Raw genomic sequence first — 25518 nt, 5'->3', positions numbered from 1 at the left:
AAAACTCCAAGGTAAAACCCGTGCCGCTAGATTGGCACAGGGGAATCCGATAAATAACCGACGGAGAACGCGTTGGCCCCAACGTTCAACGCCACGGTCAGGCTCATCGGCGCGAGCAGCACTTCCACGCCGTGATCCTGTGCGGTTCGCATCAACGCTTGCACCGGCTCCATGCGGCGCACGTTGTCGAGCGAACCGGAATACGTGATCGCCACCACGGGCGTGGCCAGACGCTCCTCGGCGATCATGGTTTCGGTGTGCGCGAGCAGGCGGCGAATCCCTTCATCAGAGCCGCGCACCTTGGCAATGGCTTCGGTCTCGCCGCGATGCATATGGATGAGCGGGCGCACATTGAACGCCGTGCCCATCATGTAGCGCCCCCAGGTGATGCTCTTCTCGCCCTTTTGCTTGGCACGTGTGTACATGTACAGCAGCTCGTCCGGCACGAGATAGACGTGCGAGGCATCGCGCAGGCGGTTCTCGATCACATGCACCACATCGCGCACTTCGGCGCCTTCGCGCAGCATGCGTGCGGCCTCGTGCACCATCAGCGCCTGGCCAGGGCCAATGGCGCCGGTGTCCACCACCGTCAGCTCGAACAGACCCGAGCGGCCGGCATCCTTGCGCGGCTTGAAGCTCTTGGCCGTGGTGCCTACCACCGCGCCAGTGGCGTGGCTGTAGAAATGGCTGCGTGAGCTGGCAATCGTCAGCAGCAAAGCGCGATCGTGTTGGGTGACCACGTGCTTGAGCAGGTAGTCTTCAATCTCGCGCTCAAGCAGCGGGATCGACTCGGCATAGTGGTCTTGCTTATCAACGAGGTACTTGCGGTAGAGCTGCGGCAGCGCCACCTCGTCGCGTCGGTCTTCCACGAAGATATCGCCCGCACGGATGCGGAACGGCACCACGCCCAGACCCAGTTGATCGATCATCGAGCGCGGCATGTCGCATGCCGCGTCGGTCAACACGATTGTGTCGCTGATGTTGCCCATCGCGCGCCCTCCTCTTGGTGCACCGCCGGTGACCCGGTGGTGTGTCTCCTCTGTCGCGGAATCGTGGCTCCGCTTCTGTCGCGTGCCCACTGGCGTGGGCCGCATTCTTCGGCGCGCTTGTTCTGTATTGCTGTGCGCGCCTGCGCAACTATGCGTGGTGAGACGGGCGATATCAAGCAGGGGAAGGCCCTAAAGAGCGGCCTGAGCCTTCCCCCTCACGTGGGGTCACATGCGTTCGAAAATGCCCGCAGCACCCATGCCGGTGCCGACGCACATCGTCACCATGCCGTACTTCAGGTTGCGACGGCGCAGGCCGTGCACAACGGTCGCGGCGCGGATGGCACCGGTCGCGCCCAGCGGGTGACCCAGCGCAATCGCGCCGCCCAGCGGGTTGATCTTGCTGGTGTCCAGGCCCAGGTCCTGAATCACAGCCAACGACTGCGCGGCAAACGCTTCGTTCAACTCGATCCAGTCGATCTGATCTTGCGTCAGGCCGCCAGCCTTCAGTGCGGCAGGAATGGCTTCCTTCGGGCCGATCCCCATGATCTCCGGCGGCACACCGCGCACCGCAAACGACACGAAGCGCGCCAGCGGCGTCAGGTTGAATTGCTTGAGGATCTTCTCCGACACCAGGATCAGCGCGCCCGAGCCATCCGACGTCTGCGAGCTGTTGCCCGCCGTCACGCTGCCCTTGTTCGCGAACACGGCACGCAGCTTGCCCAGGCCCTCAACCGAAGTATCGGCACGCGGGCCTTCGTCCAGCGACATGGTGCGCGTCTTGATGTCCACAGCGCCCGTGCCCAGGTTCGGGAACTTCTCGATGATCTCGATCGGGGTGATCTCGTCCTTGAACTCACCGGCCTGCTGCGCCGCCAGCGCCTTCTGGTGCGACAGCAGCGAGAAGGCGTCTTGCGCCTCGCGCGAGATCTTCCATTGCTGGGCGACCTTCTCCGCCGTCAGGCCCATGCCGTAGGCAATGCCGACGTTCTCGTCACGCGTAAAGATCTCCGGCGACATCGACGGCGAGTTGCCCATCATCGGCACCATGCTCATCGATTCGACACCGGCGGCGATCATCACATCGGATTCACCCACGCGGATGCGGTCAGCCGCCATGGCCACGGCGGTCAGGCCCGAGGCGCAGAAGCGGTTGACGGTCACGCCGCCCACCGTGTTCGGCAGGCCCGCCAGCAGCGCGCCGATACGCGCCACGTTCAGGCCCTGCTGCGCTTCGGGAATCGCACAGCCGACGATGGCGTCTTCGATCACCGCCGGGTCCAGGTTCGGCACCTGGGCGACAGCGCTCTTGAGGATGGTCGCCAGCAGATCGTCCGGGCGCAGGTTCTTGAGCGTGCCCTTGGGCGCCTTGCCGATCGGTGAACGGGTCGCGGCGACGATGTAGGCGTCTTGCAGTTGCTTGGTCATGATGAAACTCCTGTTCTCTGTCGTCGCGGCGATTAGTTACGCACCGGCTTGCCGGTCTGCAGCATGCCCATGATGCGTTCCTGCGTCTTGGAAGTGCCGAGCAGATCGACGAAGGCCTTGCGCTCCAGCGCCAGCAGCCATTCTTCATCCACCAGCGCGCCGGCTTCCACATCACCGCCGCACACCGCTTCAGCGATGCGCGAGGCGATCGTGAAGTCGTGCTGCGAGATGAAGCCGCCGTCACGCATGTTCACCAGCGATGCCTTGATGGTCGCAATGCCCGAACGGCCCGCCACCGGAATGCCCACCGGACGCAGCGGCGCACGGTAGCCCGAGTCGGACAGCGCACGCACTTCGTTGCGCGCCACGTGCAGCAGCTCGTGCACGTTGAAGACGATGGTGTCGGTCGGTTGCAGGTAGCCGATCTTCTGCGCATCCAGCGCCGAGCTCGACACCTTGGCCATAGCCGCAGCCTGGAAGCGGTTGGTCAGGAACTGCAGGATGTTGGTGCTGCCCGCAGCCTGTGCAGCCTTGGCAGCCGCCAGTGCAGCTTCCTTCAGGCCACCGCCTGCCGGCACCAGGCCCACGCCCACTTCCACCAGACCGATGTACGTTTCCAGCGCAACCACACGCTTGGCCGAATGCAGCAGCAGTTCGCAGCCGCCGCCCAGCGCGATGCCCGACGCTGCGGACACGACCGGCACACCGGCGTACTTCACGCGCATCATGCCGTCCTGGAACTTCTTCACGAACGGCTCGATGCCCTTGGCGCCGCCCATCATGAAGGCCGGCATGGCTTCTTCCAGGTTCGCACCGGCAGAGAACGGACCACCCGGCGCGCCCAGCTTGAGCGACGTCGGCTGCCACACCACCAGACCCTTGTAGCCGGCTTCGGCCAGATCAACCGCACGCGTCAGGCCGTCGATGACGCTCGGGCCGATCGTGTTCATCTTGCTCTTGAACGAGATGATCAGCACGTCGTCCTGACCGGCAGCATCGTCCACCCAGATGCGCACGGCGTCGGTCTCTTCGATGGTCTTGCCGTACGTGAGCGGGTTGACCGTCGTCGCACCCTTGATCGGTGCGCGGAACACCTGGCGGCCGTACACCGGCAGTGTGCTGCGCGAGAGGAAGGTGCCTTGCTTGGCCGACCACGAACCCTGCGCCGAATGCACGCCGCCGTTGTCCGCCACCGGGCCCGAGAACACCCACTGCGGCAGTGCTGCGTTCGACAGCGCCTTGCCCGCATCAATGTCTTCCTTCACCCACTCGGCCACCTGCTTCCAGCCAGCCTCTTGCCAATCTTCGAACGGGCCGCTGTTCCAGCCGAAGCCCCAGCGAATGGCCAGATCGACTTCCGCGGCCGAATCCGCAATCTGCTCCAGGTACACAGCGATGTAGTGGAATACGTCGCGGAACACAGCCCACAGGAACTGCGCCTGCGAGTTGGTCGATTCACGCAGCAGCTTCAGACGCTCGGCGGGCTCCTTCTTCAGGATGCGCACGACGATGTCGTCAGCCTTCTTGCCGCTCGGGCCGTACTGGCCGCTTTGCGGGTCCAGCACCTTGATGTCCTTGCCTTCCTTCTTGTAGAAGCCGGCACCGGTCTTCTGGCCCAGGGCACCCGCTTCCACCAGCTTGGCCAGCACAGGCGGCGTGGCGTAGACCGGGGCGAACGGATCGTCCTTCAGGTTGTCCTGCATCGTCTTGATGACGTGCGCCATGGTGTCCAGGCCCACCACGTCCGCCGTGCGGAACGTCGCCGACTTGGCGCGGCCCAGCTTCGAGCCCGTCAGATCATCCACCACGTCAAACGGAATGCCGTACTTGGCCGACTCCGCAAACACCGCCAGGATCGAGAAGATGCCGACGCGGTTGGCGATGAAGTTGGGCGTGTCCTTCGCACGCACCACACCCTTGCCGAGCGCGGAGGTGAGGAACGTTTCCAGCTTGTCGAGAATGTCGCCACGCGTGTGCGCGGTCGGGATCAGCTCGACCAGGTGCATGTAGCGCGGCGGGTTGAAGAAGTGCACGCCGCAGAAGCGCGACTTCAGCTCCGCATCAAAGCCATCCGACAGCTCGGTGATCGACAGGCCCGACGTGTTCGACGCAAAGATCGCGTGCGGGGCGATATGCGGTGCGACCTTCTTGTACAGGTCGTGCTTCCAGTCCATGCGCTCGGCAATCGCTTCGATCACGAGGTCGCAATCGCGCAGCTTCTCGATGTCGTCTTCGTAGTTGGCAGCCTGGATCAGGTTGGCATCATCCTTGATGCCCAGCGGCGCCGGCGACAGCTTCTTCAGGTTTTCAATGGCCTTGAGCGCGATGCCGCTCTTCGGGCCTTCCTTGGCCGGAAGATCGAACAGCGTGACGGGAACCTTGGCGTTGATCAGGTGCGCGGCAATCTGCGCGCCCATCACGCCGGCGCCCAACACGGCCACGCGCCGGACGAGGAAGTTGGAGCGCTGGCCGGCCTGCGGCTGCGCGCTGGTGGGGAGTTCGGTGCGGGTCATGACATCCTCAACTGAGAAGAGGAAAGAGACGAGCGGGGCGACATCTGTATGCGTCGCCCCGAGGGGTGTGCGGCTGTTTGCTTAGAACAGATCCGCTTCGAGTGCCATCAGCGTCGCGCCGCCAGCACGTGCCATGCGGATCTGCGAAGCCGTTTCAGGCAGCAGCTTGGCAAAGTAGAAGCGTGCGGTCGCCAGCTTGACCTTGTAGAACGTATCGCCGCTGTCTTGCTTTTCCAGGGCGATCTTGGCCATGCGGGCCCAGAAGTACGAGAACACCAGGTGACCAACCACACGCAGGTACGGCACAGCCGCAGCGCCCACTTCGTCCGGGTTAGCCATGGCCTTCATACCGATTTCCATGGTCAGCTTCTGGACCTTGTCACCAATGTCTGCCAGCGGGTTGATGAACTCCTGCATGGCTTCGTTGGTGCCTTCGGCTTCCACAAAGTCCTGCACGAGCTTGCCGAACTTCTTCATCTTGGCGCCCATGTCGCCCAGGATCTTGCGGCCAAGCAGGTCCAGCGACTGCACGGTGTTCGTGCCTTCGTAGATCATGTTGATGCGGGCGTCGCGCACGTACTGCTCCATGCCCCACTCGGCAATATAGCCGTGGCCGCCGAAGACTTGCATGCCTTCGTTGGTGGAGATGAACGCGTTGTCGCTCAGGAAAGCCTTGGCGATCGGGGTCAGCAGCGCGACCAGGTCAGCCGCATCCTTACGCACGGACTCATCCTTGTGCGACAGCTCGCGGTCGATCTGCAGGGCGATCCAGTAGCTGAACGCGCGGCCGCCTTCAGCAAAGGCGCGCTGGGTCAGCAGCATGCGGCGCACGTCCGGGTGCACGATGATCGGGTCGGCCGGCTTTTCCGGTGCCTTCGGGCCCGACAGGCTGCGCATCTGCAGGCGTTCCTTGGCATAGGCCGCCGAGTTCTGGTACGCAACCTCGGTCAGGCCCAGGCTCTGCATGCCGACACCCAGGCGGGCCGCGTTCATCATCACGAACATGGCGTTCAGGCCCTTGTTCGGCTCGCCAACCATCCAGCCGCGGGCACCGTCCAGGTTGATCACGCAGGTGGCGTTGCCGTGGATGCCCATCTTGTGTTCGATGGAGCCACACTTCACGGTGTTGCGCTCGCCGGGGTTGCCGTTGGCATCGGGGATGAACTTCGGCACCACAAACAGCGAGATGCCCTTCGTGCCGCCCGGTGCGTCCGGCAGACGTGCCAGCACCAGGTGGATGATGTTTTCGGCCAAGTCATGCTCGCCTGCCGAGATGAAGATCTTGGTGCCGGTGATGGCGTAGGAGCCGTCGGCCAGCGGCTCGGCCTTGGTGCGCAGGATGCCGAGGTCGGTGCCGCAATGCGGTTCGGTCAGACACATCGTGCCGGTCCACACGCCCGAAACGAGCTTCGGCAGATAGCGCTGCTTCAGTTCATCGGTGCCGTGTGCGTGCAGGGCTTCGTACGCGCCGTGCGACAGGCCGGGATACATCGTCCAAGCCTGGTTGGCCGAGTTCAGCATCTCGTACAGCGCGTTGTTGATCAGGATGGGCAGGCCCTGGCCGCCGTATTCCGGATCGCAACCCAGTGCCGGCCAGCCTGCCTCGACGTACTGCTGATACGCTTCCTTGAAACCCTTGGGTGCGGTCACCACGCCATCGCCGTGGTACGTGCAGCCTTCACGATCGCCCGACTGGTTGAGCGGGAAGATGACTTCGGAGCAGAACTTGCCGGCTTCCTCGATCACTTGGTTGATGGTGTCGGCATCGATCTCCGCGTGCTGCGGCATCTCCTTCAGGTGATCCTCCACGCCCAGAAGCTCGTGAAGAACGAAGTGCATGTCGCGCAGCGGTGCGGTGTATTGACCCATCTTGGGCTCCTTAGGTGTTACTGCGCGACCGCTAGGTGTGCGATGCCGCGTCAGGTTCGGTAAGACTGAATCAGTTTGTTAAGTGCCACCATGGCCAGCTCGGCGCTGTCCGGAAGCCGCAGGAAACGTGCATCGTGATGCAAGCCCAACTCCAGGCTGTACATCTCGAACAGCATCAACCGCGGGTCCGCCTCAGCACGCAGATGGCCTTCTTCCTTTGCCTGCTCGATCGCGCGGGTCAGCGCCGCCCGCCAGATCGTCACGCTCTTGACGAGTTCGTCGCGCACCGGACTTTCGGCGCGATCGTCGTACTCCACCGCGCCGCTGATGTAGATGCAGCCTGTGGTCACTTCTTGAATGCGCTTTTCCATCCAGCGGCGCACCATGCTCCACAGGCGCGGCAGGCCGCGCGGTTCCGTCAAGCTCGGGTAGAAGACTTCCTGCTCGAACCGTTTGTGATACTCGCGAACCACTTCCACCTGCAGATCCTCGCGCGAGCCGAAGTGCGCGAACACCCCGCTCTTGCTCATCTGCATGCGCTCCGCGAGCACACCGATCGTCAACCCTTCCAGTCCGTCGCGTGAGGCCAGTTCCAGCGCGGCATCGAGAATCGCCGCACGCGTCAGCTCGCCCTTGCGCATCGGCGTGGCTGCTGCGTGATTTGATTCGAGACGAGCGGTCGGGTGACGCATGATGATTTCTCTCCGTTCTTTTCTGGGGCGTGACACACTTAAAATTCAGCGCTTCGCAAGGCGCCTTTCGCGTGTCGGGCAGGACTGTAAACCAGCCTGCGGAAACACTCTAGCCCAAAATCGAACGGTCGTTCAATTATTTACAGGGCCCTGTATGGCAGCAAGTGTTTTATTAGAAAGCCGCATCTAAATGAAGGCGTCGCAATGGCGTCTTCCGCGGCGCAGCGCGAATCCCGCAAACCCTTTCTGGCAAAGACTTTGCAAGGTGTGCGCTGCACCCATAAAACCCGTGCAGCGCAGCATGTCCGGTCGATTTTCTAGTGCTACCCGTCAGTAAATAAAACGGAGCGCAATCAGGCCAGCGAGGTGCTTGCGCACATAGGGCCGCGGCGGAAAATGCGGGCATCCATTTCGCGCAGATCCGGTGCCACGGCAACCTCTGCGGCACATTGGTCGAGCACATCGCGCTGCAGGTCGATGCCGGGGGCGATTTCGGTGAGCGTGAGACGTCGACCACCCTGACCGTCGTCGCGCATCTCGAAGACGGCGCGCTCCGTCACATAGCGCACAGGAATGCCGGAGCGCGCTGCATAGTCGCCGTTGAATGTGAGGTGCGAGACAGCCGGCACGATCTTCTTGAGGCGCCCTTCGCGCACGATGCGCAGTTTGCCGCCGTCGGCTTCGACCTGAAGGCCACCCGCCGTGAGCGTGCCCATGAACACGACCGAGCGTGCGCTCTGCGTGATGTTGATGAAACCGCCCACGCCCGCCACGATTGTGTCACCACCCTCGCCGAACAGGCTCACGTTGACGTTGCCGGCACCGTCCAGTTCCGCCAGGCCGAGGATGGCAAGGTCAATACCGCCGCCCTCGTAGAAATCGAATTGTGCGGGCTGGTCAACCACCGCTTCCGGATACGCGGATGCACCGAAGCTCAACCCGTCTGCGGGCGTACCTCCAATCGGGCCGGCCTCCACCGTGAGCGTGAAACCGCGTGCGCCTTCCTGTTCGGCCAGCGCGCCCACGGCAGCCGGCATGCCGACGCCCAGGTTCACCACACGCGGTTGCTGCGCCATCAGTTCAAGCACGGCGCGGCGCTGTACCAGCGTGCGGGCATCGAGCGCACCTTGCAGGTTGGCTTCTAAGGCCTCACTCGCCTCCAGCGCGTCTTCCTTCAACTGAACCGCCTCGCCTTGCCACGGGCGGATGTAGGTCGGGTTGAACGCCTCGCCAAAGGTCATCTGATGCTCGGCTTCATCCTCCGCGACGACCACGTAGTCGACCAGAATGCCCGGCACGTGAATCGCCTGCAGGTTGTCGTGCCGATCCACCAGCCGCCGCACCTGGGCGATCACGATGCCGCCCGATGCGCGCGCCGCCTGCGCCATGGCCAGCAGTTCGTGGTGGAAGGCCTCTTCGTGGGTGCTGATGTTGCCCCGCGGGTCGGCGGCCGTGCCGCGCAGGAACACACAGTGCAACGGGAAGCTCGGATAGAAGAGGTAGTCTTCGCCGCGAAAGCGTTCGAACTCGACCCACGATGCGGTGCCCGCCGCCCGCGCCGCCTTGGCACGCGCATTGATGGCGGCACCGTGATAGCGCACATCGAGTTCGGTACGTGGATCGACGAAGGTATGCAGGCCGATCTTGGTAAGCACGCCCGGCTTGCCACCCGCGATGGCGCGATACAGATGCGTGAGCACCCCCTGCGGCAGGTTGAACGCATCGCACTGTTCGGCCAGCGCCAGGTCTGCCAAACGCGTTGCTGAGCGCCAGTGCCCACCCACCACGCAGCGCGTCATACCAGGATTGCCGAAGTGGTTGACGCCGCGCGTGGCGCGATCGCCCTGGCCTGCCGAGTAGACCAGCGTGAGATCGCGCGGCTCGCCGGTCGCCAGAAAGCGGCGCTCCAGCGCGTGCGTGACGGCCTCCGCGTGACCCGCGCCGACAAACCCGGCGCACGCCACCGACCATCCGGGCTGCACCAACCGAGCGGCTTCGTCTGCTGTGATGACCTGCATGTCTCCTCCGTCCTTGTTTTGTTTTCGATGCGCGTCTAAACCAGCATGCCGCTAATACTGTGCGGCCTGTCCGCTGATGACCACCCCCAGACGCACGACCCGGTATGCGCACCAGTCTGCCAGGCGCCACCACCAGCGGCGCGCGGCATGGGTGTCTGCGAGCACGGGGCGGGCGTGATGTGCGATGGCCTCTTCCAATTCCGTACGTAATTCGCCGGCGACTTCGGCATCCCATGCGACAACGTTGGCCTCGCGTGCGAGCAGCAGGCTGAATGGGTCGATGTTGCTGGAGCCGACCGTGGCCCAGCGCTCGTCCACCACCGCCACTTTTGCGTGCAGGAAGCTGGCCGTGTATTCGTGAATCTCCACGCCGTCACGCAGCAGCATGTGGTACAGCGAGCGCGTTGCGAAATGCTGCAACGGATACTCAACACGCCCCTGCAGCAGCATGCGCACGCGCACGCCGCGCCGCCGGCATGCCGCCAACGCACGCATGAAGCGCACACCCGGCAGGAAATACGCATTGGCGATGATCACTTCGTGCCGCGCCGTACCGAGCGCCCGCAGATACTCGCGCTCGATCGCACGCCGATTGCGCACGTTATCGCGCAGCACCAGCGAGGCAAGCACGCTGCCCGGCGCACGCTCACTCTGTGCCCCTGACTCACCGCGATGACGCGGACGGGGCGTATCGGTCATCACCGGAAAATCGGCCGCCACGCCAGTCACACCCACCTCGCGCACGCCGGAGCGCACCCCCATCTGCCACCAGAGTCGATCGACCGTCAGCACGATCTGCGCAACCAGCGGCCCGCGCACGCGTACCGCAAAGTCGTAGCGCGCGCCGAGCGTGGCGTCGTTCAGTGGCGCGTGGTTCAGGTCGTCGATGATGTTGATGCCGCCGACGAAGGCGATCTCATCGTCAACGATGGCGATCTTGCGGTGCAGGCGGCGCAGGTAGCGCCGCTGCAACGCGAAGCCACGCACGGGGCGGTACACGCGCCAGACTACGCCTGCCGCGTCGAGCATCGTGGCGATGTCGGCGGGCAATGCGCCGGTGCCGAAACCATCGACCGTCAGGTGAACCTCCACGCCACGCTGTGCAGCGCGCGCAAGTGCTTGGGTCACGCTGCGTGCGACGTCGTCGTTGGTGTAGATGTAGGTTTCGAGCGCGACACGATGTTGCGCACCATCAATGGCCGCAATCAGTGCGGGGAAGAACGCTGCTCCGCCGCACAACAGGTCGACGTCGTTGCCTGGCAGGGGCTTGCCCCGCCGCCACTCAGAACGCAGCGGACCCGCATCGCGCACGACCCTCATGGGCGCGCCAGTTCCGCCATCAGGGGCACGTGGTCGGAGCGCTGCGCCCACTCGCGGCCCGTGAGCGCATGCGCGCGTTCAATGTCGAACCCGCGCACGTAGATGCGATCGAGCCGCAACCACGGCATATGGCTTGGGAAGGTGCGCACGGGGCGTGCATCGGCTGCCTTGTCGGCCACTTCTGTCGCACCCAACGACTGGCAGATGATGCGGTCGAGGCGGTTGTTCCAGTCGTTGAAATCACCGGCCACCACGAGCGGTGCGTCTTTCGGTACCACGGCGCGCACGCGGTCGATCAGTGCTTCAGCCTGCCGCTGCCGGCTGCGCGCAAACAGGCCGAAATGCGCGCACAAGAGGTGCACCTCACCGAAGCCGAGATCGGTCACCGCATGCAGCAGGCCGCGCTGCTCAAAACGGTGATCGGAAATATCCAGATTCTCCGACAACAGAATCGGAAACCGCGAGAGGATGGCGTTACCGTGGTGTCCGTGGTCGTACACGGCGTTGCGGCCATAGACCGAGTGCGGATAGACGTCGGTCGCCAAGTAGCGCAGTTGCGTATAGCTCGGGTCGAATAACTCGGAAGCGACCAGCCGGTCGTTGCGGTCCTGCACTTCCTGCAGGAAGACGATGTCGGCGTCCATGGTGTGCAAGCCTTGCCGCACATCATGCACGCGCACGCGACGCGCAATCCCCGTTACGCCCTTATGGATGTTGTAGGTGGCGACGCGCAAGCGGAGCATGTCAGGCCTGGTCCTTTGCGATGGCGCCCTGGCGGGCCGTGTAGGCCGCCAGACGCTCGGGCAGTTGCAGGATGGCCTCGCCGTTGCTGCGTGAGAAGCAGCGCGCAGCGGCTTCTTCATAGGGCAGCCACTCAGCCTGGAGATGCTCGCGTGGCGATAACCGCACCGGCACCTTGCTGCTCACCAGCAGGCCGAACCAGTGCTCGGTGTTGCGTGTGACGCCCGGTGCGTAGCGGTGGCGCCAGCGCGGGTAGATCTCGTATTCGATCTGGTGCCCCCAATCGATCAGGTGATGCCGGCCCGTATCGATGCCGGTTTCTTCCTGCACCTCGCGGCGGGCGGTTTCGGCCAGGGGCTCATCAAGGGCGTCGCAACTGCCGGTGACGGATTGCCAGAAGCCAGGGTGATCCGCCCGCTCCATCACCAGCACATGCAGATCAGGCGTGTGGATGACGACGAGAACGGAAACGGGAATCTTATGCGGCATGACGGTTTGGCAGCGGGTAACGGCGGGCGACATAAGCGCACCGCAGTTCGATAGCTTACCGCAGCCGGATGCCGCTGATTGTGATGATCGCCATTGCCAGGCAGCGCTGCGATGCCGCAGCCATCAAGCCGCGCGCAATGGGCCCTGGCCGGTACGCATGCGTGCAAGCCACAGCACGGTCTCATCGGTGGCACTGCCGTGGCCACCCTCGTGGCCAAGTTCGCGGCGCGCGACCGCCAGCAGTGGGTCGAGCATCGCAGCGTAGTCCGCGGCGGCCAGGTCCGATCGGGCCCACAGTGCCTCGGTTCGTTCACCCAGTTGCTGGCGCAACGCACTGACTTGCGCCGTCAGCTCGCGCTCGCGCGTGCCCAGCGCGTTGAACTTCTGGATCAGGAACCGCTGTACCTCGGTCTGCTCGGACTGCGCGTTCGCCTGCTCGAAGCGCACCACAATGGCGGACGTCTCACGCTCAATGCGCTGCAGCTCTTCGCGGCCTTCACGCTCGGCAGCCTCAAGGGTCTGCAGGGCACGGCGGGCGGCCTGCAGCGCGTGGGCATGCTCGGCAAAACAGCGCTCAGCGGCAAGGTGCTTCTCTGCCAACGAACGTGGCGTGTCGTACAGCAGCGGATGGACCGGCGCCTCCGGTGCGGCCAACGGCAAGGCGGCATCCGGCACACGCAGATTGGCCACACCGCGCAGCCAATGCATGCGATCTGCAGCCAGGCGCCCCAGATCGCGCAACGCGTCGTCCAGGCGTGCGGTTGGAACCGAGGTTGCCGCGGCGGTTGGATGTGCACTCTGCGCTGCAGCGGCGATCTCCGGCACGCAAGCCGCTACGGTTGTTGCCACGGCCTCAGTCATGGCGATGGCCGCACGGCGGGTGGCACGGCGGATTTCGATCCACGCCACGGTCATGATGACCAGCGCGGCGATCAGCCAGGTCAGCAGGAATTCTGCGTGCGCCACCACCCAGGTGCGCACAAAATCAACAGGATCATTCAAGGTGGTCCTCCTTCGCCGTCACCCAACGTGACAACTCCAAGGGACTCCGCGTAGCAAGTGACGTTCCCGCACGAAGCCAGTGCCCAAAAACAAACCGCGCCGCCCTTGCGGGTCGGCGCGGTGTGCGTCGCAGCGCGAACGACGAGAATCAGGCCGTCGTTGCAGCGTTCGGTGCTGCCACCTTTGCCTCGGCAGCGCGCAGACGAATGTGCAATTCGCGCAATTGTTTCTCGTCCACCGGGCTCGGGGCCTGCGTGAGCAGATCCTGCGCACGCTGCGTCTTCGGGAAGGCGATCACGTCACGGATCGAATCCGCACCGGCCATCATCGTGACAACGCGGTCCAGACCGAATGCGATGCCGCCGTGCGGGGGCGCGCCGTACTGCAGGGCGTCCAGCAGGAAGCCGAACTTGGCACGCGCCTCTTCCTCGCCAATCTTCAGGGCGCGGAACACCTTGCTCTGCACGTCCTCACGATAGATACGCACCGAGCCACCACCGATTTCCCAGCCGTTGAGCACCATGTCGTAAGCCTTGGCGATGCACTTGCCCGGATCGGTTTCCAGGTATTCCAGGTGCTCGTCCTTCGGGCTCGTGAACGGGTGGTGCATGGCCACCCAGCGGGCATCTTCCTCGTCGTACTCGAACATCGGGAAGTCCACCACCCACAGCGGCTTCCAGGCATCTTCAAACAGGCCAGTGCTCTTGGCAAAGTCGGAGTGGCCGATCTTCAGACGCAGCGCGCCCATGGCATCGTTGACGACCTTGGCACGGTCCGCACCGAAGAACAGGATGTCGCCATCCTGCGCACCGCTGCGCTTGAGGATTTCAGCGATGGCCGCGTCGTGCAGGTTCTTCACGATCGGCGATTGCAGGCCGTCGCGACCCTTGGCCACTTCGTTGACCTTGATCCAGGCCAGGCCCTTGGCACCGTAGATCTCGACGAACTTGCCATAGGCATCGATATCGCCGCGCGACAGGGCGGCGCCGCCCGGCACACGCAGGGCCACCACGCGGCCGCCTTCAGCGTTGGCTGCAGCCGAGAACACCTTGAAGTCGACATCCTTCATCGCGTCGGTCAGCTCGGTGAACTCCAGCTTGACGCGCAGGTCCGGCTTGTCCGAACCGAAGCGGGCCATCGCCTCGCGGAACTCCATCACCGGGAACTTGGCATCCAGCTCGACCGACATGGTGTTCTTGAACACCGTGCGGATCATCTCTTCAAACAGATCGCGGATTTCCTGCTCGGTCAGGAACGACGTTTCGCAGTCGATCTGGGTGAACTCGGGCTGGCGGTCAGCGCGCAGGTCTTCGTCGCGGAAGCACTTGGTGATCTGGTAGTAGCGGTCGAAGCCCGACACCATCAGCATCTGCTTGAAGAGCTGCGGCGATTGCGGCAGCGCAAAGAACTGGCCAGCGTTCACACGCGAGGGCACGAGGTAGTCGCGCGCGCCTTCGGGCGTGCTCTTGGTCAGCATCGGCGTTTCGATGTCGATGAAGCCCTTGTCGTCGAGGTACTTGCGCACCTCCATCGCCACCTTGTAGCGCAGGCGCAGGTTGTACTGCATCTGCGGGCGGCGCAGATCCAGCACGCGATGCGTCAGGCGCGTGGTTTCCGACAGGTTGTCGTCGTCCAGCTGGAACGGCGGCGTAACGGAGGCGTTGAGCACGGTCAGCTCGTGGCACAGCACTTCAATCTTGCCGCTGGCGAGGTTGGCGTTGGTGGTGCCTTCCGGGCGAGCGCGCACGATGCCCTTCACTTGCAGGCAGAACTCGTTGCGCACACCTTCTGCCACCTTGAACATCTCCGGGCGGTCCGGGTCGCACACGACTTGCACCAGGCCTTCACGGTCGCGCAGGTCGATGAAGATCACGCCACCATGGTCACGACGGCGATGCGCCCAGCCCGACAGGGTGACGCTCTGGCCGAGCAGTTGTTCGGTGACCTGACCGCAGTATTGAGTACGCATTTGCATGTTGTGATTTTCCGCGAAGCGCGCTGCCAACAGGGCAACGCGCGAGAAAGTTGATCGAGGGGCCGGAGGGATGGGCTCACGCTACCGGCCGAATGCGTTACTAAGGAGCTGATACGGCGCCGCCGGTTTCAGGCAGCGCGCTCGGATTCGAGGGGTCGCGCGGCGAGTTTGCCGGCGACCGGTCCTCCGTATGTGGCGAGGCATCAGGCGGGTCCATGCGGCGCGGCAGCGTCTCAGGCGCCACTACCCCCATCGACACGATGTACTTGAGCGCCGCATCCACCGTCATGTCCAGCTCGATAGTGTCGGCCTTGGGCATCATCAGGAAGAAGCCCGACGTCGGGTTGGGCGTGGTCGGCACGTACACGCTGACGTACTCGCCCTGCAGATGGTTCTCGACGTCACCGCCGGGGCGACCGGTCAGGAAGGCAATCGTCCACGAACCCTCGCGTGGGTACTGCACCAGCAGCGCCTTGCGGAAGGCATTGCCGTTGGACGACAGCAGCGTGTCCGATACCTGCTTGACGCTCGAATAGATCGGGCCAACCACGGGAATGCGGCCCAGCAGCGCTTCCCACCACGTCACCAGCTTCTGGCCAATGAAGTTGTGCGCCAGCACGCCCACGATCAGGATGAACAACAGCGTCAGGATCGCGCCCAGACCCGGGATCTTTACGCCGAGCAGGCGATCGGGCTGCCAGGCCGACGGCAGCAGCGCCAGACTCTGGTCCATCGTGCCGATGATGAGCGACAGCACCCACAGCGTGATCGCAAGCGGGACGAGCACCAGAAGACCGGTCAGGAACCACGTCTTGAGCGCGCTGGTTTTCTGTTTCATGGGGCGGCGGACCGAGAAATCAACGATGCGATCAGTGGCACGCGCACGACGTGCCGCAACCGCCGGAGGCCGCCGGAGCAGCGCTGGATGCGGTGGAGGAGGCGCTGTCGGACGAAGCGGCCGGCGCGGCAGCGGATGCCGCAGCGGCATCCGGCTTGGCCGCCGTGCTGGCAGCCGACGTACCGCCCGAGCCGCCACGGAAGTCCGTCACATACCAGCCCGAGCCCTTGAGCTGGAAGCCGGCAGCAGTGAGCTGCTTCTTGAACGCCGGCGCGCCGCACTCCGGGCAATCCGTCAGCGGCGCGTCGCTCATCTTCTGCAGCACATCCTTGGCGTGGCCGCAGGCGTCGCATCGATAAGCATAGATCGGCATGGTGTCCTCACCCTGGAACAAACGAAATTCGAGAAAACGATTGAAATGCCCGTCGCCAACCGCGATTCCGGCACAGAAAGCGTGTGCGGGCTTGCGAAAGATCGGGGCAACTGCGCCGGTTGCAAGTCCATCTGACAAGCACGGGCGCGCAAAGCCTTGAATTATAAACCCTTTCAGTGGGATTCCTGACCGCGGTTGCGGTACAGGCGATGGCCGCGCGCCACAATGTGGCACACCGTGCATTTCATCGCTCCTGCCCAACAGCGCTTAATCAGGCTTGCGTAGCGGCCTTGGTGGTTGGCGTACGATTCTCGATCCACTGCGGCCCGAGCGAGCCAAGGATCATCGCGCCCAAGCTGGCCAGCAGGCCAACCAATTGTGGCGGAAGCGCCGCATCCGGCAAGAACACTTCACACCATATCCACGCGGCCAGACCCAGGATGATGGCCAGCAACCCCCCCTGCTTGGTCGCGCGCTTCCAGAACAGGCCGAAAGCCAGCGGCACGAAGGCGGCCACCAGCGTCACCTTATAGGCACTCTCGACCATGTGGAAGATCGACAAGTGCGAGTTCAGCGCAAACAGCGTCACCAGCACCGTAAAGGTCAGCACCACCGCCTGCATCACACGCAGGAAACGCTTGTCGTCCATGTTTGGCAGCAGCGGGCGCAGCACGTTTTCAGCAAAGGTCACGGACGGTGCCAGCAACGTCGCACTGGCGCAACTCTTGATGGCCGACAGCAGCGCACCGAAGAACATCACCTGCGCAAAAACCGGTGCGTGCTGCAGCACCAGGTTGGGCAAGATCATCTGCGAATCGGTATCGATGTATTTAGCGACCATCTCCGGATCGATCAATGTGGCGGAGTAGGCCAGGAACATTGGCACGAACGCGAACATGAAGTACAGCACGCCGCCCAGCACCGAAGCCGACCCGGCGATGCGCTCGGTGCGCGAAGACGTCACACGCTGGAAGACGTCCTGCTGAGGAATCGAGCCCAGCATCATGGTGATCCAGGCGGTCACAAAGCCGATGATCTCGATCGGGTTGAACGCCGGCCAGAACGAGAACTTGCCCGAAGCCGCCGCATGCGCCACCACCGTGCCCACGCCGCCGGCCTGCCCCGAGACTTCCCAGCCGATGTACAGCATGCCGATCACAATGATGATCATCTGGATGAAGTCGGTCACGGCCACCGACCACATGCCGCCAAACAGCGTGTAGACCAGCACGCTGCCCGCACCGATCATCATCCCCATGTCCTGCGAGACCGCGCCGTCCGACACGGTATAGAACACCAGGCCCAACGCCTTGATCTGCGCCGCCACCCAGCCCAGGTACGACACGACGATGCACAGGGTGGTCAGCGTTTCGGCCAGGCGGCCAAAGCGGTTGCGGTAGAAGTCACCAATGGTGAGCAGGTTCATCCGGTACAGCGGCTTGGCGAAGAACAAGCCCACCAGGATCAGGCACAGGGACGAACCGAACGGATCGGCCACCACGCCATGCAGGCCGCCCTTGAGAAATTCTGCGGGAATGCCCAGCACCGCCTCGGAGCCGAACCAGGTGGCAAACACCGTGGCGGTCACGACATAGAACGGCAGGCTGCGGCCGGCCACCGCAAAATCGGCCGCATCGCGAACACGCAGCGCAGCCCAAAGGCCGATCCCGACCGAAATCACCCAGTAAATAATGACGAACCAGATCAGCATGGCAGCGCGGAAGAATTGCAGGAAATCCCGTTGGCGGCCAAGCCGGGCGCCGGGCGAAGTGGCGGGATTATAGCGATGGGACTGTGCGACGGGGCATCGGTGCGACCACGAATACCACCCCGTTTGCCACTTTTTTGTGCGGCGCCCCGCAACGGGCGTCCGTAGGCTTTTTGTTGACTGCCGCCATTGTTGCTTCGCACCAACACTGGCCGCAGTCAGGATCAACCGGCCCGACGCCGCCAGATCTGCCAGCGCTCGCGGCCGGCAAACACCGGGATCGTATCGGCCTCGGCGATCGGCATATCGCTGATACGCTCGAACGTCGGCAATAGCAGCGTATCCAGCTCAGCCTGGGTCGTCTCGAACGGCGGGCCCTTGGGCAGAGCATCCCGGCCCTCCACCACGGCAAAGAAACCTGCCAGCAGTCCGCCCGGCGGCAACAGCTTCGCAACCTGCGTGGCGTAATCCGGCCACAGCCGACGCGGCATCGCGCACAGGAATGCGCGCTCGTAGATCCATTGCACCGGCCGGTGCGGCTCAAAACGGAAAAAATCCGCCAGTTCCACCACATCGGCATACGGGCCCAGCACGGCCTTGGCTGATGCCACCGCGCTCGGCGCAAAATCGATGGCCGTGACGGGCCAGCCGCGCTCGGCCAGCCAACCGGCCTCATAGGCATTGCCGCAACCCGGGATCAGCGTAGAAAGTGGCGCGGGCTGCGCTTCAAAGAATTGCTGGAAAGCGGCCGGCACACCGTGTGCATCCCAGGGCGTGTGATCGCGGCTGAAGCGCTCATCCCAGAAAGCAGGATCAGCGGCGTCACGGGATTGGAAGACGGGCAGCTCGGCCATGGCAGCAACGGACAATCAGGGAATCAATGACGGGCCAGCCATGCCAGCACATGGGTGGCGATGATGCCGACGGCGAACCCACCGATGAACAGCAGCGCGGCCGAAAGCAGCCGATTGGTGCGCCGCTGCTCGGCAAGCAACGCGGTTAGCGCTTCGGTTTGGGCGTTGCCGTTGTTGCTCGCGTGGCGATCCAGGATCTGGTGCACCAGGCGCGGCAGGTCCGGCAGCTTGTTGGCCCATTGCGGCGCCTCAACCTTCAGGCGCTCGACAAAGCCGCGCCAGCCGATCTGCTCGTGCATCCAGCGTTCGAGGAACGGCTTGGCCGTCTTCCACAGATCCAGATCCGGATCGAGCTGGCGGCCGAGACCTTCCACGTTCAGCAGCGTCTTCTGCAAGAGCACCAGTTGCGGCTGCACTTCTACGTTGAAGCGGCGCGAGGTCTGGAAAAGACGCATCAGCACCAGGCCGAGCGAGATCTCACCCAGCGGCCGGTCGAAGTACGGCTCACAACAGGCGCGGATGGCACCCTCGAGTTCCTCCACGCGCGTTTCTTCAGGTGCCCAGCCGGACTCGATGTGGAGCACCGCCACCCGGTGGTAGTCACGCTGGAAGAACGCCAGGAAGTTCTGCGCGAGATAGTTCTTGTCGAACTCCGACAGCGCCCCGACGATGCCGAAATCCAGTGCGATGTAGCGACCCAGCGTCTCGGGCGCCACGCTCACGAGGATGTTGCCGGGGTGCATGTCGGCGTGGAAGAAACCGTCGCGGAAGACCTGCGTGAAGAAGATCTCCACCCCGTCGCGCGCCAGCTTGTGCATGTCAACGCCGGCGGCACGCAGTTCTTCGGTATGCGAGATACGCATGCCGTGCATGCGTTCCATGACAAACACGTCGGAGGTGCACCAGTCCCAGAACACCTCAGGCACCAGCAGCAGATCGGACTTGGCGAAGTTGCGGCGCAGCTGGCTGGCATTGGCCGCCTCGCGCATCAGGTCAAGCTCGTCGTGCAGGTACTTGTCGAACTCGGCGACCACCTCGCGGGGTTTCAGGCGCTTGGCGTCAGCCCAGAGTTTTTCCATCCACGTGGCCAGGTCACGCATGAGCGCAAGGTCACTGTCGATCACGGGCAGCATGCCCGGGCGCAACACCTTGACCGCTACCTCGCGACCGTCGTCTGGGCCACCGCGCAGCGTGGCAAAGTGCACCTGCGCAATCGATGCGCTCGCAACCGGGTGATGATCAAAGCGATGGAACAGTGCGGACAGCGGCTTGCCCAACGACTTCTCGACAATCGTTGCGGCGACCTTCGGATCAAACGGCGGCACGCGATCCTGCAGCTTGGCGAGTTCGTCCGCCACGTCAGGCGGCAGCAGATCACGCCGCGTCGACAACACCTGACCGAACTTCACGAAGATCGGCCCGAGCTGCTCGAGCGCCAGGCGCAAGCGTTCGCCGCGCGGGCGCTTGGGCTTGCGGCCCAGCGTCAGCAGCCACACCAGCGCGCGGATGCGCCGGCTCTTGAACCCCGACAGCGCGAGCTGATCCAGCCCGTAGTACAGGATGACGAAAACGATCTTGCCCAGCCGGAAGAAGCGCGTCATGCCGATTCACCCGGACGTGCCATCGAGATTGCCGGGCGCGGGAGCCTCTCAAGCCGCTCCAGGCGTTTGGTCAGCCGCGCCTCCGCATCGCGCAGCGCGGCCACATCGGCAGCGAATTGCGCGAGGCGCGCGTGGCGCACCAGCGTAGGTTGTTCATCGGTCAGGTACGACGCCACCGCCTCTGCCAGCGAGCGGCTGACGCGCGTCGCCTCGGTGCGCGCGGCCTGCGCCCCGCTCACCATGCGCTGCGCGATCACATCGCCAAACACGCGCGAGAGGTCTTCCGCCGCGTCCCAGCGCAGGTTGCGCAGTAGCGTCGACAAGACGTTCGCAAACTCAGCCTCGCCCTCGATACGCACGTGCTTGAGCACGGCGGCCTGCCCGCCCGTCGCGTAGTCGCTGGCAGCCGCGGCGAGCGGCACGACTACGGTCACGGCGGGCTCCAAACCGGCCTCTGGCACCGTCACAAGGCCCGCCGCATCCACCTGCAGCGTCACCGAGACGGGGGCCAGATCAAAGCGCGCGACACGGCCCGCGAACGGCCGCAGCGTCTCCTGCGCCCAGGGTTCCTGGCGTAGCAGATGGTTGAGCGCGAGCAGCAATGGCTGCATCAGCATGGAGGGAAACGAAGACGAAGTGGCTGTCGAAGACATGCGGCAAAGGTGCGCAAAAGCGGCCAGAAGCGGGCTAGCCGGCAGGCAACAAAAAGGGCCCGAACCGGATGGTCGGACCCTATTTTACGGGGAATGTTGAAACGGCCGTTTTGCGCCGCTTCAACTGTTACCGCATCACTGCAATTGCTGGATACCAGCCAGCACCCAGCCACCGCTGCCTTGCGTCGGCTTGGACAGGTTCCACACCTCGGCAAACGGCTGGGCCGGTGCGCTGGCTTCCTCGCGGATCATGCCCGAGAAGCGCACGCTCGCCAGGTACTCGCTGGCCTGCGTTTCGATACCGAGCATCTCCGCCTCGACCGACACCACATCCGTCTTGTTAGGCGTCGCGCCACGATCGGCCAGGTCCATCTTGATCTCGGCGAACATCTCCGGCGTGGTGAATTCGCGGATGTCGTTCAGGTTGCCGGCATCCCATGCGGCCTGCAGGCGGATGAAGTAGACCTTGGCGTTGCGCAGGAAGGCTTGCGTATCGAAATCGGCGGGCACGCCCCACGGCTGTTGCGGTGCAGCTGCAGCAGGCTGCGCGTTGACCGCAGACGCAGCGGCTGGGCCACCCAGGCTCCACGATTGCGCGGCCGTCGGCGCGCCCGCGCCCAAGCCCGACGTACTGGTGCTGCCGGTGTTGAACGACGAAGCTGCCGGTGCGGAAGCCTGCGGCGCCGGCGCGGCGGGTTGCGGCACATACGGCTCGCGATCACCACCAAACGACGGGCCACCCGTTGCGTAGGCCGGGCCCTGCGGACGGCTGCCGCGCACCTTGCGGATGATCCACATCACCACGAAGGCGACCAGTGCGATCAGGATCAGATTCGACAGCAGCGAGGCAAGGCCTGCGCCCAGACCGAACTTGGACAGCAGGTAGCCGATGCCCAGACCGGCGGCCAAACCACCCAACATACCGCCCCAATTACGACCAGGCTTTGCGGCCGGTGCGCCCGGGGCTGGTGCTGCCGGCGACGGCTGCGCGGCTGGAGCGGCCTGCTGCGCCGGCGATGGCGTGGTCGGCGGCGTTTGCTGACGTTGCGTCACGGCAGACGACTGCTTGCCGACGCTGCGGCTGCTGCCCATGCGCTTGGCGTTGGCGTCCATCGCCGTACCCAGTGCGATCGTCGCGACCATCGCGCCGACCATCAATTTTCCACCCCAATGCAAACTCATCGCTGTCTTCTCTCCAATGGCAGTGACGCCATTAGATGAAGACGTCAACGCCGAAATTCAATGTGAAGGATCGTGGCATATCGTCGCAGTGCGCTGCATCGCCCATCTGGTGGACCGGATGAACCGCCAGTCAGAGGCGACGACCAACGTGCAGGGCCACGACACCCGCCGTCAGGTTGAAGTATTCGACCGAGTCCAACCCAGCCTGTTCCATCATCTGCTTGAGCGTTTCCTGATCGGGATGCATACGGATGGACTCGGCCAGGTAGCGGTAACTCTCAGGATCACCGGCCACCTTGCTGCCCAACCACGGCAGTACCTTGAACGAGTACACGTCATAGGCCTTCTCCAGCGGCTGCCACACCTTGGAGAACTCAAGCACCATCACCTTGCCGCCCGGTTTGACGACACGGCGCATCTCGGCGAGCGCTCGATCCTTGTGCGTCATGTTGCGCAAGCCGAATGCCACTGTCACTACATCGAAGTAAGCATCTGGAAAGGGAATGTGCTCGGCGTCGCACAGGCAGTTGGGCGTGAGCACGCCGGCATCAAGCAGGCGGTCGCGGCCGACGCGCAACATCGACTCGTTGATGTCGGTCAGCCACACCTCGCCGGTGGGGCCGGCCTGGCGCGCGAAGGCCTTGGCCAGATCACCCGTGCCGCCCGCGATGTCGAGCACCTTGTAGCCCGGACGCACGGCTGCCTGGGCGATAGTGAACATCTTCCACACGCGGTGCAGGCCACCGGACATCAGGTCATTCATCACGTCGTACTTGCTGGCGACGGAATGGAACACGCCGGCGACCTTGCCGGCCTTCTCGCGCTCGTCGACCTTCTCGAATCCGAAGTGGGTTTGGCTCATGACAGAAAGAAATGCGAATTGGGTTGCGCTCGGGCGCTTATGCGCCGCGATGTGAATCTGGAATCAGTGGCTGTGGCCGCAGGCGTGGCCGGCATTGGCGGCCATCGGCGCATCACGGTCAAGGCCGGCGGCGACCAAGCGATCGAGGTAGGCCTGCCACAGCGCGTCGTGCTCGACGCCCAGGCGGTACAGGTAAGCCCAATCGAAGATGCCAGAATCGTGGCCATCGGAGAACAGCGGACGGATCGCATAATTGCCCACCGGCTCTACGCCAGTGATGCCGACCTCGCGCTTGCCGGTCTGCAGCACTTCCTGCCCCGGCCCATGCCCCTGCACTTCAGCCGACGGCGACAGCACACGCAGGTATTCGAACGGCAGGCGGAACTGTTTGCCATCGGCAAAGGCGATCTCCAGCACGCGCGATTGCGTGTGCACGGTAATACCGGTCGGGTGCGGGGTGTCGGCGGAAAGTCCTGCCATGAAAAACGTCTCGTTGATTGTGTTTCAGGAAGCGGCCAACGCCATGTGCGCAGGCTCTTCCACCACCCGATAGCTTACCGCAGTCGACGGGTCGCCCTCAGGGATGTAGCGCAGGCGGCGATGGTGGAATCGTGCCACGGTGCTGCGGTGCGCCACGCTGACGATCGTCACATCGGGCATCGATTCGAGCATCAGGCTGTACATGAATGCCTCGGTATCCTCATCGAGTGCGCTGGTGGCCTCGTCGAGGAAGAGGTAATCGGGGCGCTGCAGCAAGGCGCGTGCGAAAGCCAAGCGCTGCTGCTCCCCAGGCGACAGGCGCAGGCTCCAGTTGCTGACCTCGTCCAGCAAATCCATGAGTGCCGGCAGGCGGCACGCGACCAGCACCTGCGAGAGGCGCTCGGCGGTGTATTCGGTGGCGAGCTTAGGGTACGACAGCGCATCCGCCAGCGTGCCGGACGGCAAGTAGCTGCGCTGCGGGAGGAATAGCACGCTGGCATCTTCCGGAATCTTGATCTGACCATTGCCGTACGGCCAGATGCCGGCCACGGCGCGCACCAGTGTGCTCTTGCCGCAACCCGACGGGCCGTTGACGAGCACACGCTCACCGCGCGCGAGTGTCATGTCGAAGGGTTCGACCAGCAGATCTTCAGGTTTGCGGTTCGGCAAGTTCAGCGCGAGATCGCGTGCCTCGATGGCGGGCACGGCAGCGGTTTCGACTTCGATGTCCTGGATACCGGCGCGGTGTTCTTCTTCACGCTCGGCGGCACGCATGGCACGCTGGAATTCGATCAGACGATTGGTGGACGCCTTCCAGCTCACCAGCGTGCTGTAGTTGTCGACGAACCACGACATCGCGCCCTGCACCTGCCCGAACGCGGTGGCCACCTGCATCATGCCGCCCAGCGTGAGCGTGCCGCCAAAGTAGCGCGGCGCAGAAACCAGGAACGGAAAGATAATGGCGAACTGCCCGTAGCCCGAGCTGGCGAAGTTCAGGCGCCGGGTGTAGTCCATCAACTGGTTCCAGTTGGCGCGGATGCGCTCGAAGCGGCCGCGCAGGATGGCTTTTTCGCTGGGCTCGCCACGATACAGGGCGATGCTCTCGCTGTTTTCGCGCACGCGCACGAGCAGGAAACGGAAGTAAGCCTCGTAACGCTCCTGCTGGAAAGACAGCCCGATCAAGGGACGGCCGACGAAGTGGATGATGACCGAGCCCAGCACGGAGTACAGCAGCGCAAACCACACCATGTAGCCGGGGATGATGAAGTCGTGACCGCTCAATGTGAACGCGAGCGGCCCTGACACTGCCCACAGGATGCCGAAGAACGACACCAGCGTGACCGCTGAGTTGAAGAAGCCGAACCCGAGGTTGACCGTGGCGTCGGTGAAGTTGCGCAGGTCGTCAGAGATCCGCTGGTCGGGGTTGTCCGCCGTGTGTGTCTGTTCGAGCCGGTAGAAGGCCTGCTTACCGAGCCAGCCGTCGAGGAAACTGCCGGTGATCCACGTCCGCCAGCGGATGCGCAGCAGCATCGTGTAGTACTGGCGCAGCACCGAGGCGATGATGATGCAGGCCGCAATCCACGAAAAACGCCCCAGTTGATGCCAGAACTCCGCTTGGTTTTTCTGCTCCAGCGCGTTGTAGAAGAACTTGTACCACTCGGTGTACAACACGGTCATATAGACCGTGAACAGGCTCAGCGCAATGACCAACGCCAGCAGCCCCCACGCCTTGTAGCGGTCTTCAGAAAACCAGTAGGGCTTGATGAGCTGCCAGGTCTCGGACAGGTTCAACCGGCCGTGATGGACATTCAGCTCGGCGATCGAATCCTTGTGGGAGTCGGGTGTGGCGGCGGTGCGCGGTGTCGTCATGGCGATGTCGATGGCTGTAGCGCGACGGAAAATGAATCTGACGCCCTGCGCACCATGAGGGTTCC

21 protein-coding genes are annotated in these 25518 nt (G+C 63.9%); all 21 read right to left on the bottom strand.

From position 1 onward, the window contains the following. Window positions 1-26: 26 nt before the first annotated feature. On the bottom strand, window positions 27-989 hold the full coding sequence (locus R2N11_RS11965) for a DegV family protein (RefSeq protein ID WP_199029323.1): 963 nt from the start codon (window positions 987-989) through the stop codon (window positions 27-29). A 225-nt stretch (window positions 990-1214) separates the two neighbouring features. Beyond that, window positions 1215-2414, bottom strand: coding sequence for an acetyl-CoA C-acyltransferase (locus R2N11_RS11960; RefSeq protein WP_316681205.1), 1200 nt, complete (start codon window positions 2412-2414; stop codon window positions 1215-1217). Between the two features lie 32 nt (window positions 2415-2446). Continuing rightward, window positions 2447-4927: a 3-hydroxyacyl-CoA dehydrogenase/enoyl-CoA hydratase family protein gene (locus R2N11_RS11955; protein WP_316681204.1), complete on the bottom strand. Its 2481-nt coding sequence runs from the start codon at window positions 4925-4927 to the stop codon at window positions 2447-2449. 81 nt (window positions 4928-5008) lie between these two features. Beyond that, window positions 5009-6796, bottom strand: coding sequence for an acyl-CoA dehydrogenase C-terminal domain-containing protein (locus R2N11_RS11950; RefSeq protein WP_199032969.1), 1788 nt, complete (start codon window positions 6794-6796; stop codon window positions 5009-5011). Between the two features lie 50 nt (window positions 6797-6846). After that, a complete protein-coding gene (locus tag R2N11_RS11945; protein ID WP_199032971.1) occupies window positions 6847-7437 on the bottom strand; it encodes a TetR/AcrR family transcriptional regulator in 591 nt (196 codons plus the stop codon). A 404-nt stretch (window positions 7438-7841) separates the two neighbouring features. Beyond that, a complete protein-coding gene (locus tag R2N11_RS11940; RefSeq protein WP_316681203.1) occupies window positions 7842-9506 on the bottom strand; it encodes an acyl CoA:acetate/3-ketoacid CoA transferase in 1665 nt (554 codons plus the stop codon). A gap of 51 nt (window positions 9507-9557) precedes the next feature. Continuing rightward, window positions 9558-10826: a cardiolipin synthase ClsB gene (gene clsB, locus R2N11_RS11935; protein WP_316681202.1), complete on the bottom strand. Its 1269-nt coding sequence runs from the start codon at window positions 10824-10826 to the stop codon at window positions 9558-9560. After that, the gene (locus R2N11_RS11930; RefSeq protein ID WP_199026707.1) at window positions 10823-11569 is read right to left on the bottom strand and encodes an endonuclease/exonuclease/phosphatase family protein; all 747 of its coding nucleotides are present in this window, start codon (window positions 11567-11569) and stop codon (window positions 10823-10825) included. The genes clsB and R2N11_RS11930 overlap by 4 nt, the downstream gene beginning before the upstream one ends. Before the next feature lies 1 nt (window position 11570). Next, a complete protein-coding gene (gene nudB / locus R2N11_RS11925; RefSeq protein ID WP_316681200.1) occupies window positions 11571-12056 on the bottom strand; it encodes a dihydroneopterin triphosphate diphosphatase in 486 nt (161 codons plus the stop codon). A 123-nt stretch (window positions 12057-12179) separates the two neighbouring features. Continuing rightward, a complete protein-coding gene (locus R2N11_RS11920) occupies window positions 12180-13058 on the bottom strand; it encodes a hypothetical protein (RefSeq protein WP_199026709.1) in 879 nt (292 codons plus the stop codon). A 148-nt stretch (window positions 13059-13206) separates the two neighbouring features. Next, entirely contained in the window at window positions 13207-15033 is a 1827-nt protein-coding gene (gene aspS, locus R2N11_RS11915) for an aspartate--tRNA ligase (protein ID WP_199026710.1), read from the bottom strand. 100 nt (window positions 15034-15133) lie between these two features. Continuing rightward, on the bottom strand, window positions 15134-15871 hold the full coding sequence (locus R2N11_RS11910; protein ID WP_199026711.1) for a DUF502 domain-containing protein: 738 nt from the start codon (window positions 15869-15871) through the stop codon (window positions 15134-15136). Window positions 15872-15902: 31 nt separating this feature from the next. Next, window positions 15903-16244, bottom strand: a complete 342-nt coding sequence (locus tag R2N11_RS11905; protein WP_199026712.1) for an FmdB family zinc ribbon protein — start codon at window positions 16242-16244, stop codon at window positions 15903-15905. A gap of 271 nt (window positions 16245-16515) precedes the next feature. Further along, window positions 16516-17955, bottom strand: coding sequence for a high affinity choline transporter 1 (locus R2N11_RS11900; protein ID WP_316681199.1), 1440 nt, complete (start codon window positions 17953-17955; stop codon window positions 16516-16518). 221 nt (window positions 17956-18176) lie between these two features. Beyond that, complete coding sequence (locus tag R2N11_RS11895) at window positions 18177-18806, bottom strand: class I SAM-dependent methyltransferase (protein WP_316681256.1); 630 nt, start codon at window positions 18804-18806, stop codon at window positions 18177-18179. A 23-nt stretch (window positions 18807-18829) separates the two neighbouring features. Further along, window positions 18830-20407: a ubiquinone biosynthesis regulatory protein kinase UbiB gene (gene ubiB, locus R2N11_RS11890; protein WP_048933986.1), complete on the bottom strand. Its 1578-nt coding sequence runs from the start codon at window positions 20405-20407 to the stop codon at window positions 18830-18832. Continuing rightward, entirely contained in the window at window positions 20404-21060 is a 657-nt protein-coding gene (locus R2N11_RS11885) for a ubiquinone biosynthesis accessory factor UbiJ (protein WP_199026714.1), read from the bottom strand. The genes ubiB and R2N11_RS11885 overlap by 4 nt, the downstream gene beginning before the upstream one ends. Window positions 21061-21195: 135 nt before the next feature. Further along, window positions 21196-22242, bottom strand: coding sequence for a Tim44 domain-containing protein (locus R2N11_RS11880; protein WP_199026715.1), 1047 nt, complete (start codon window positions 22240-22242; stop codon window positions 21196-21198). 130 nt (window positions 22243-22372) lie between these two features. Beyond that, the gene (ubiE, locus tag R2N11_RS11875; RefSeq protein WP_039599093.1) at window positions 22373-23104 is read right to left on the bottom strand and encodes a bifunctional demethylmenaquinone methyltransferase/2-methoxy-6-polyprenyl-1,4-benzoquinol methylase UbiE; all 732 of its coding nucleotides are present in this window, start codon (window positions 23102-23104) and stop codon (window positions 22373-22375) included. A 63-nt stretch (window positions 23105-23167) separates the two neighbouring features. After that, a complete protein-coding gene (locus R2N11_RS11870) occupies window positions 23168-23584 on the bottom strand; it encodes a gamma-butyrobetaine hydroxylase family protein (protein ID WP_199026716.1) in 417 nt (138 codons plus the stop codon). A 24-nt stretch (window positions 23585-23608) separates the two neighbouring features. Then, on the bottom strand, window positions 23609-25453 hold the full coding sequence (locus R2N11_RS11865; protein WP_199026717.1) for an ABC transporter ATP-binding protein/permease: 1845 nt from the start codon (window positions 25451-25453) through the stop codon (window positions 23609-23611). Window positions 25454-25518 lie beyond the last annotated feature (65 nt).

It is taken from the genome of Ralstonia flaminis (assembly GCF_958415495.1).
In the GTDB taxonomy this organism is placed as follows: domain Bacteria; phylum Pseudomonadota; class Gammaproteobacteria; order Burkholderiales; family Burkholderiaceae; genus Ralstonia; species Ralstonia flaminis.
The sequence above is the reverse complement of the archived record's forward strand: the minus strand, read 5'-3'. Positions and strand labels throughout refer to the sequence as shown.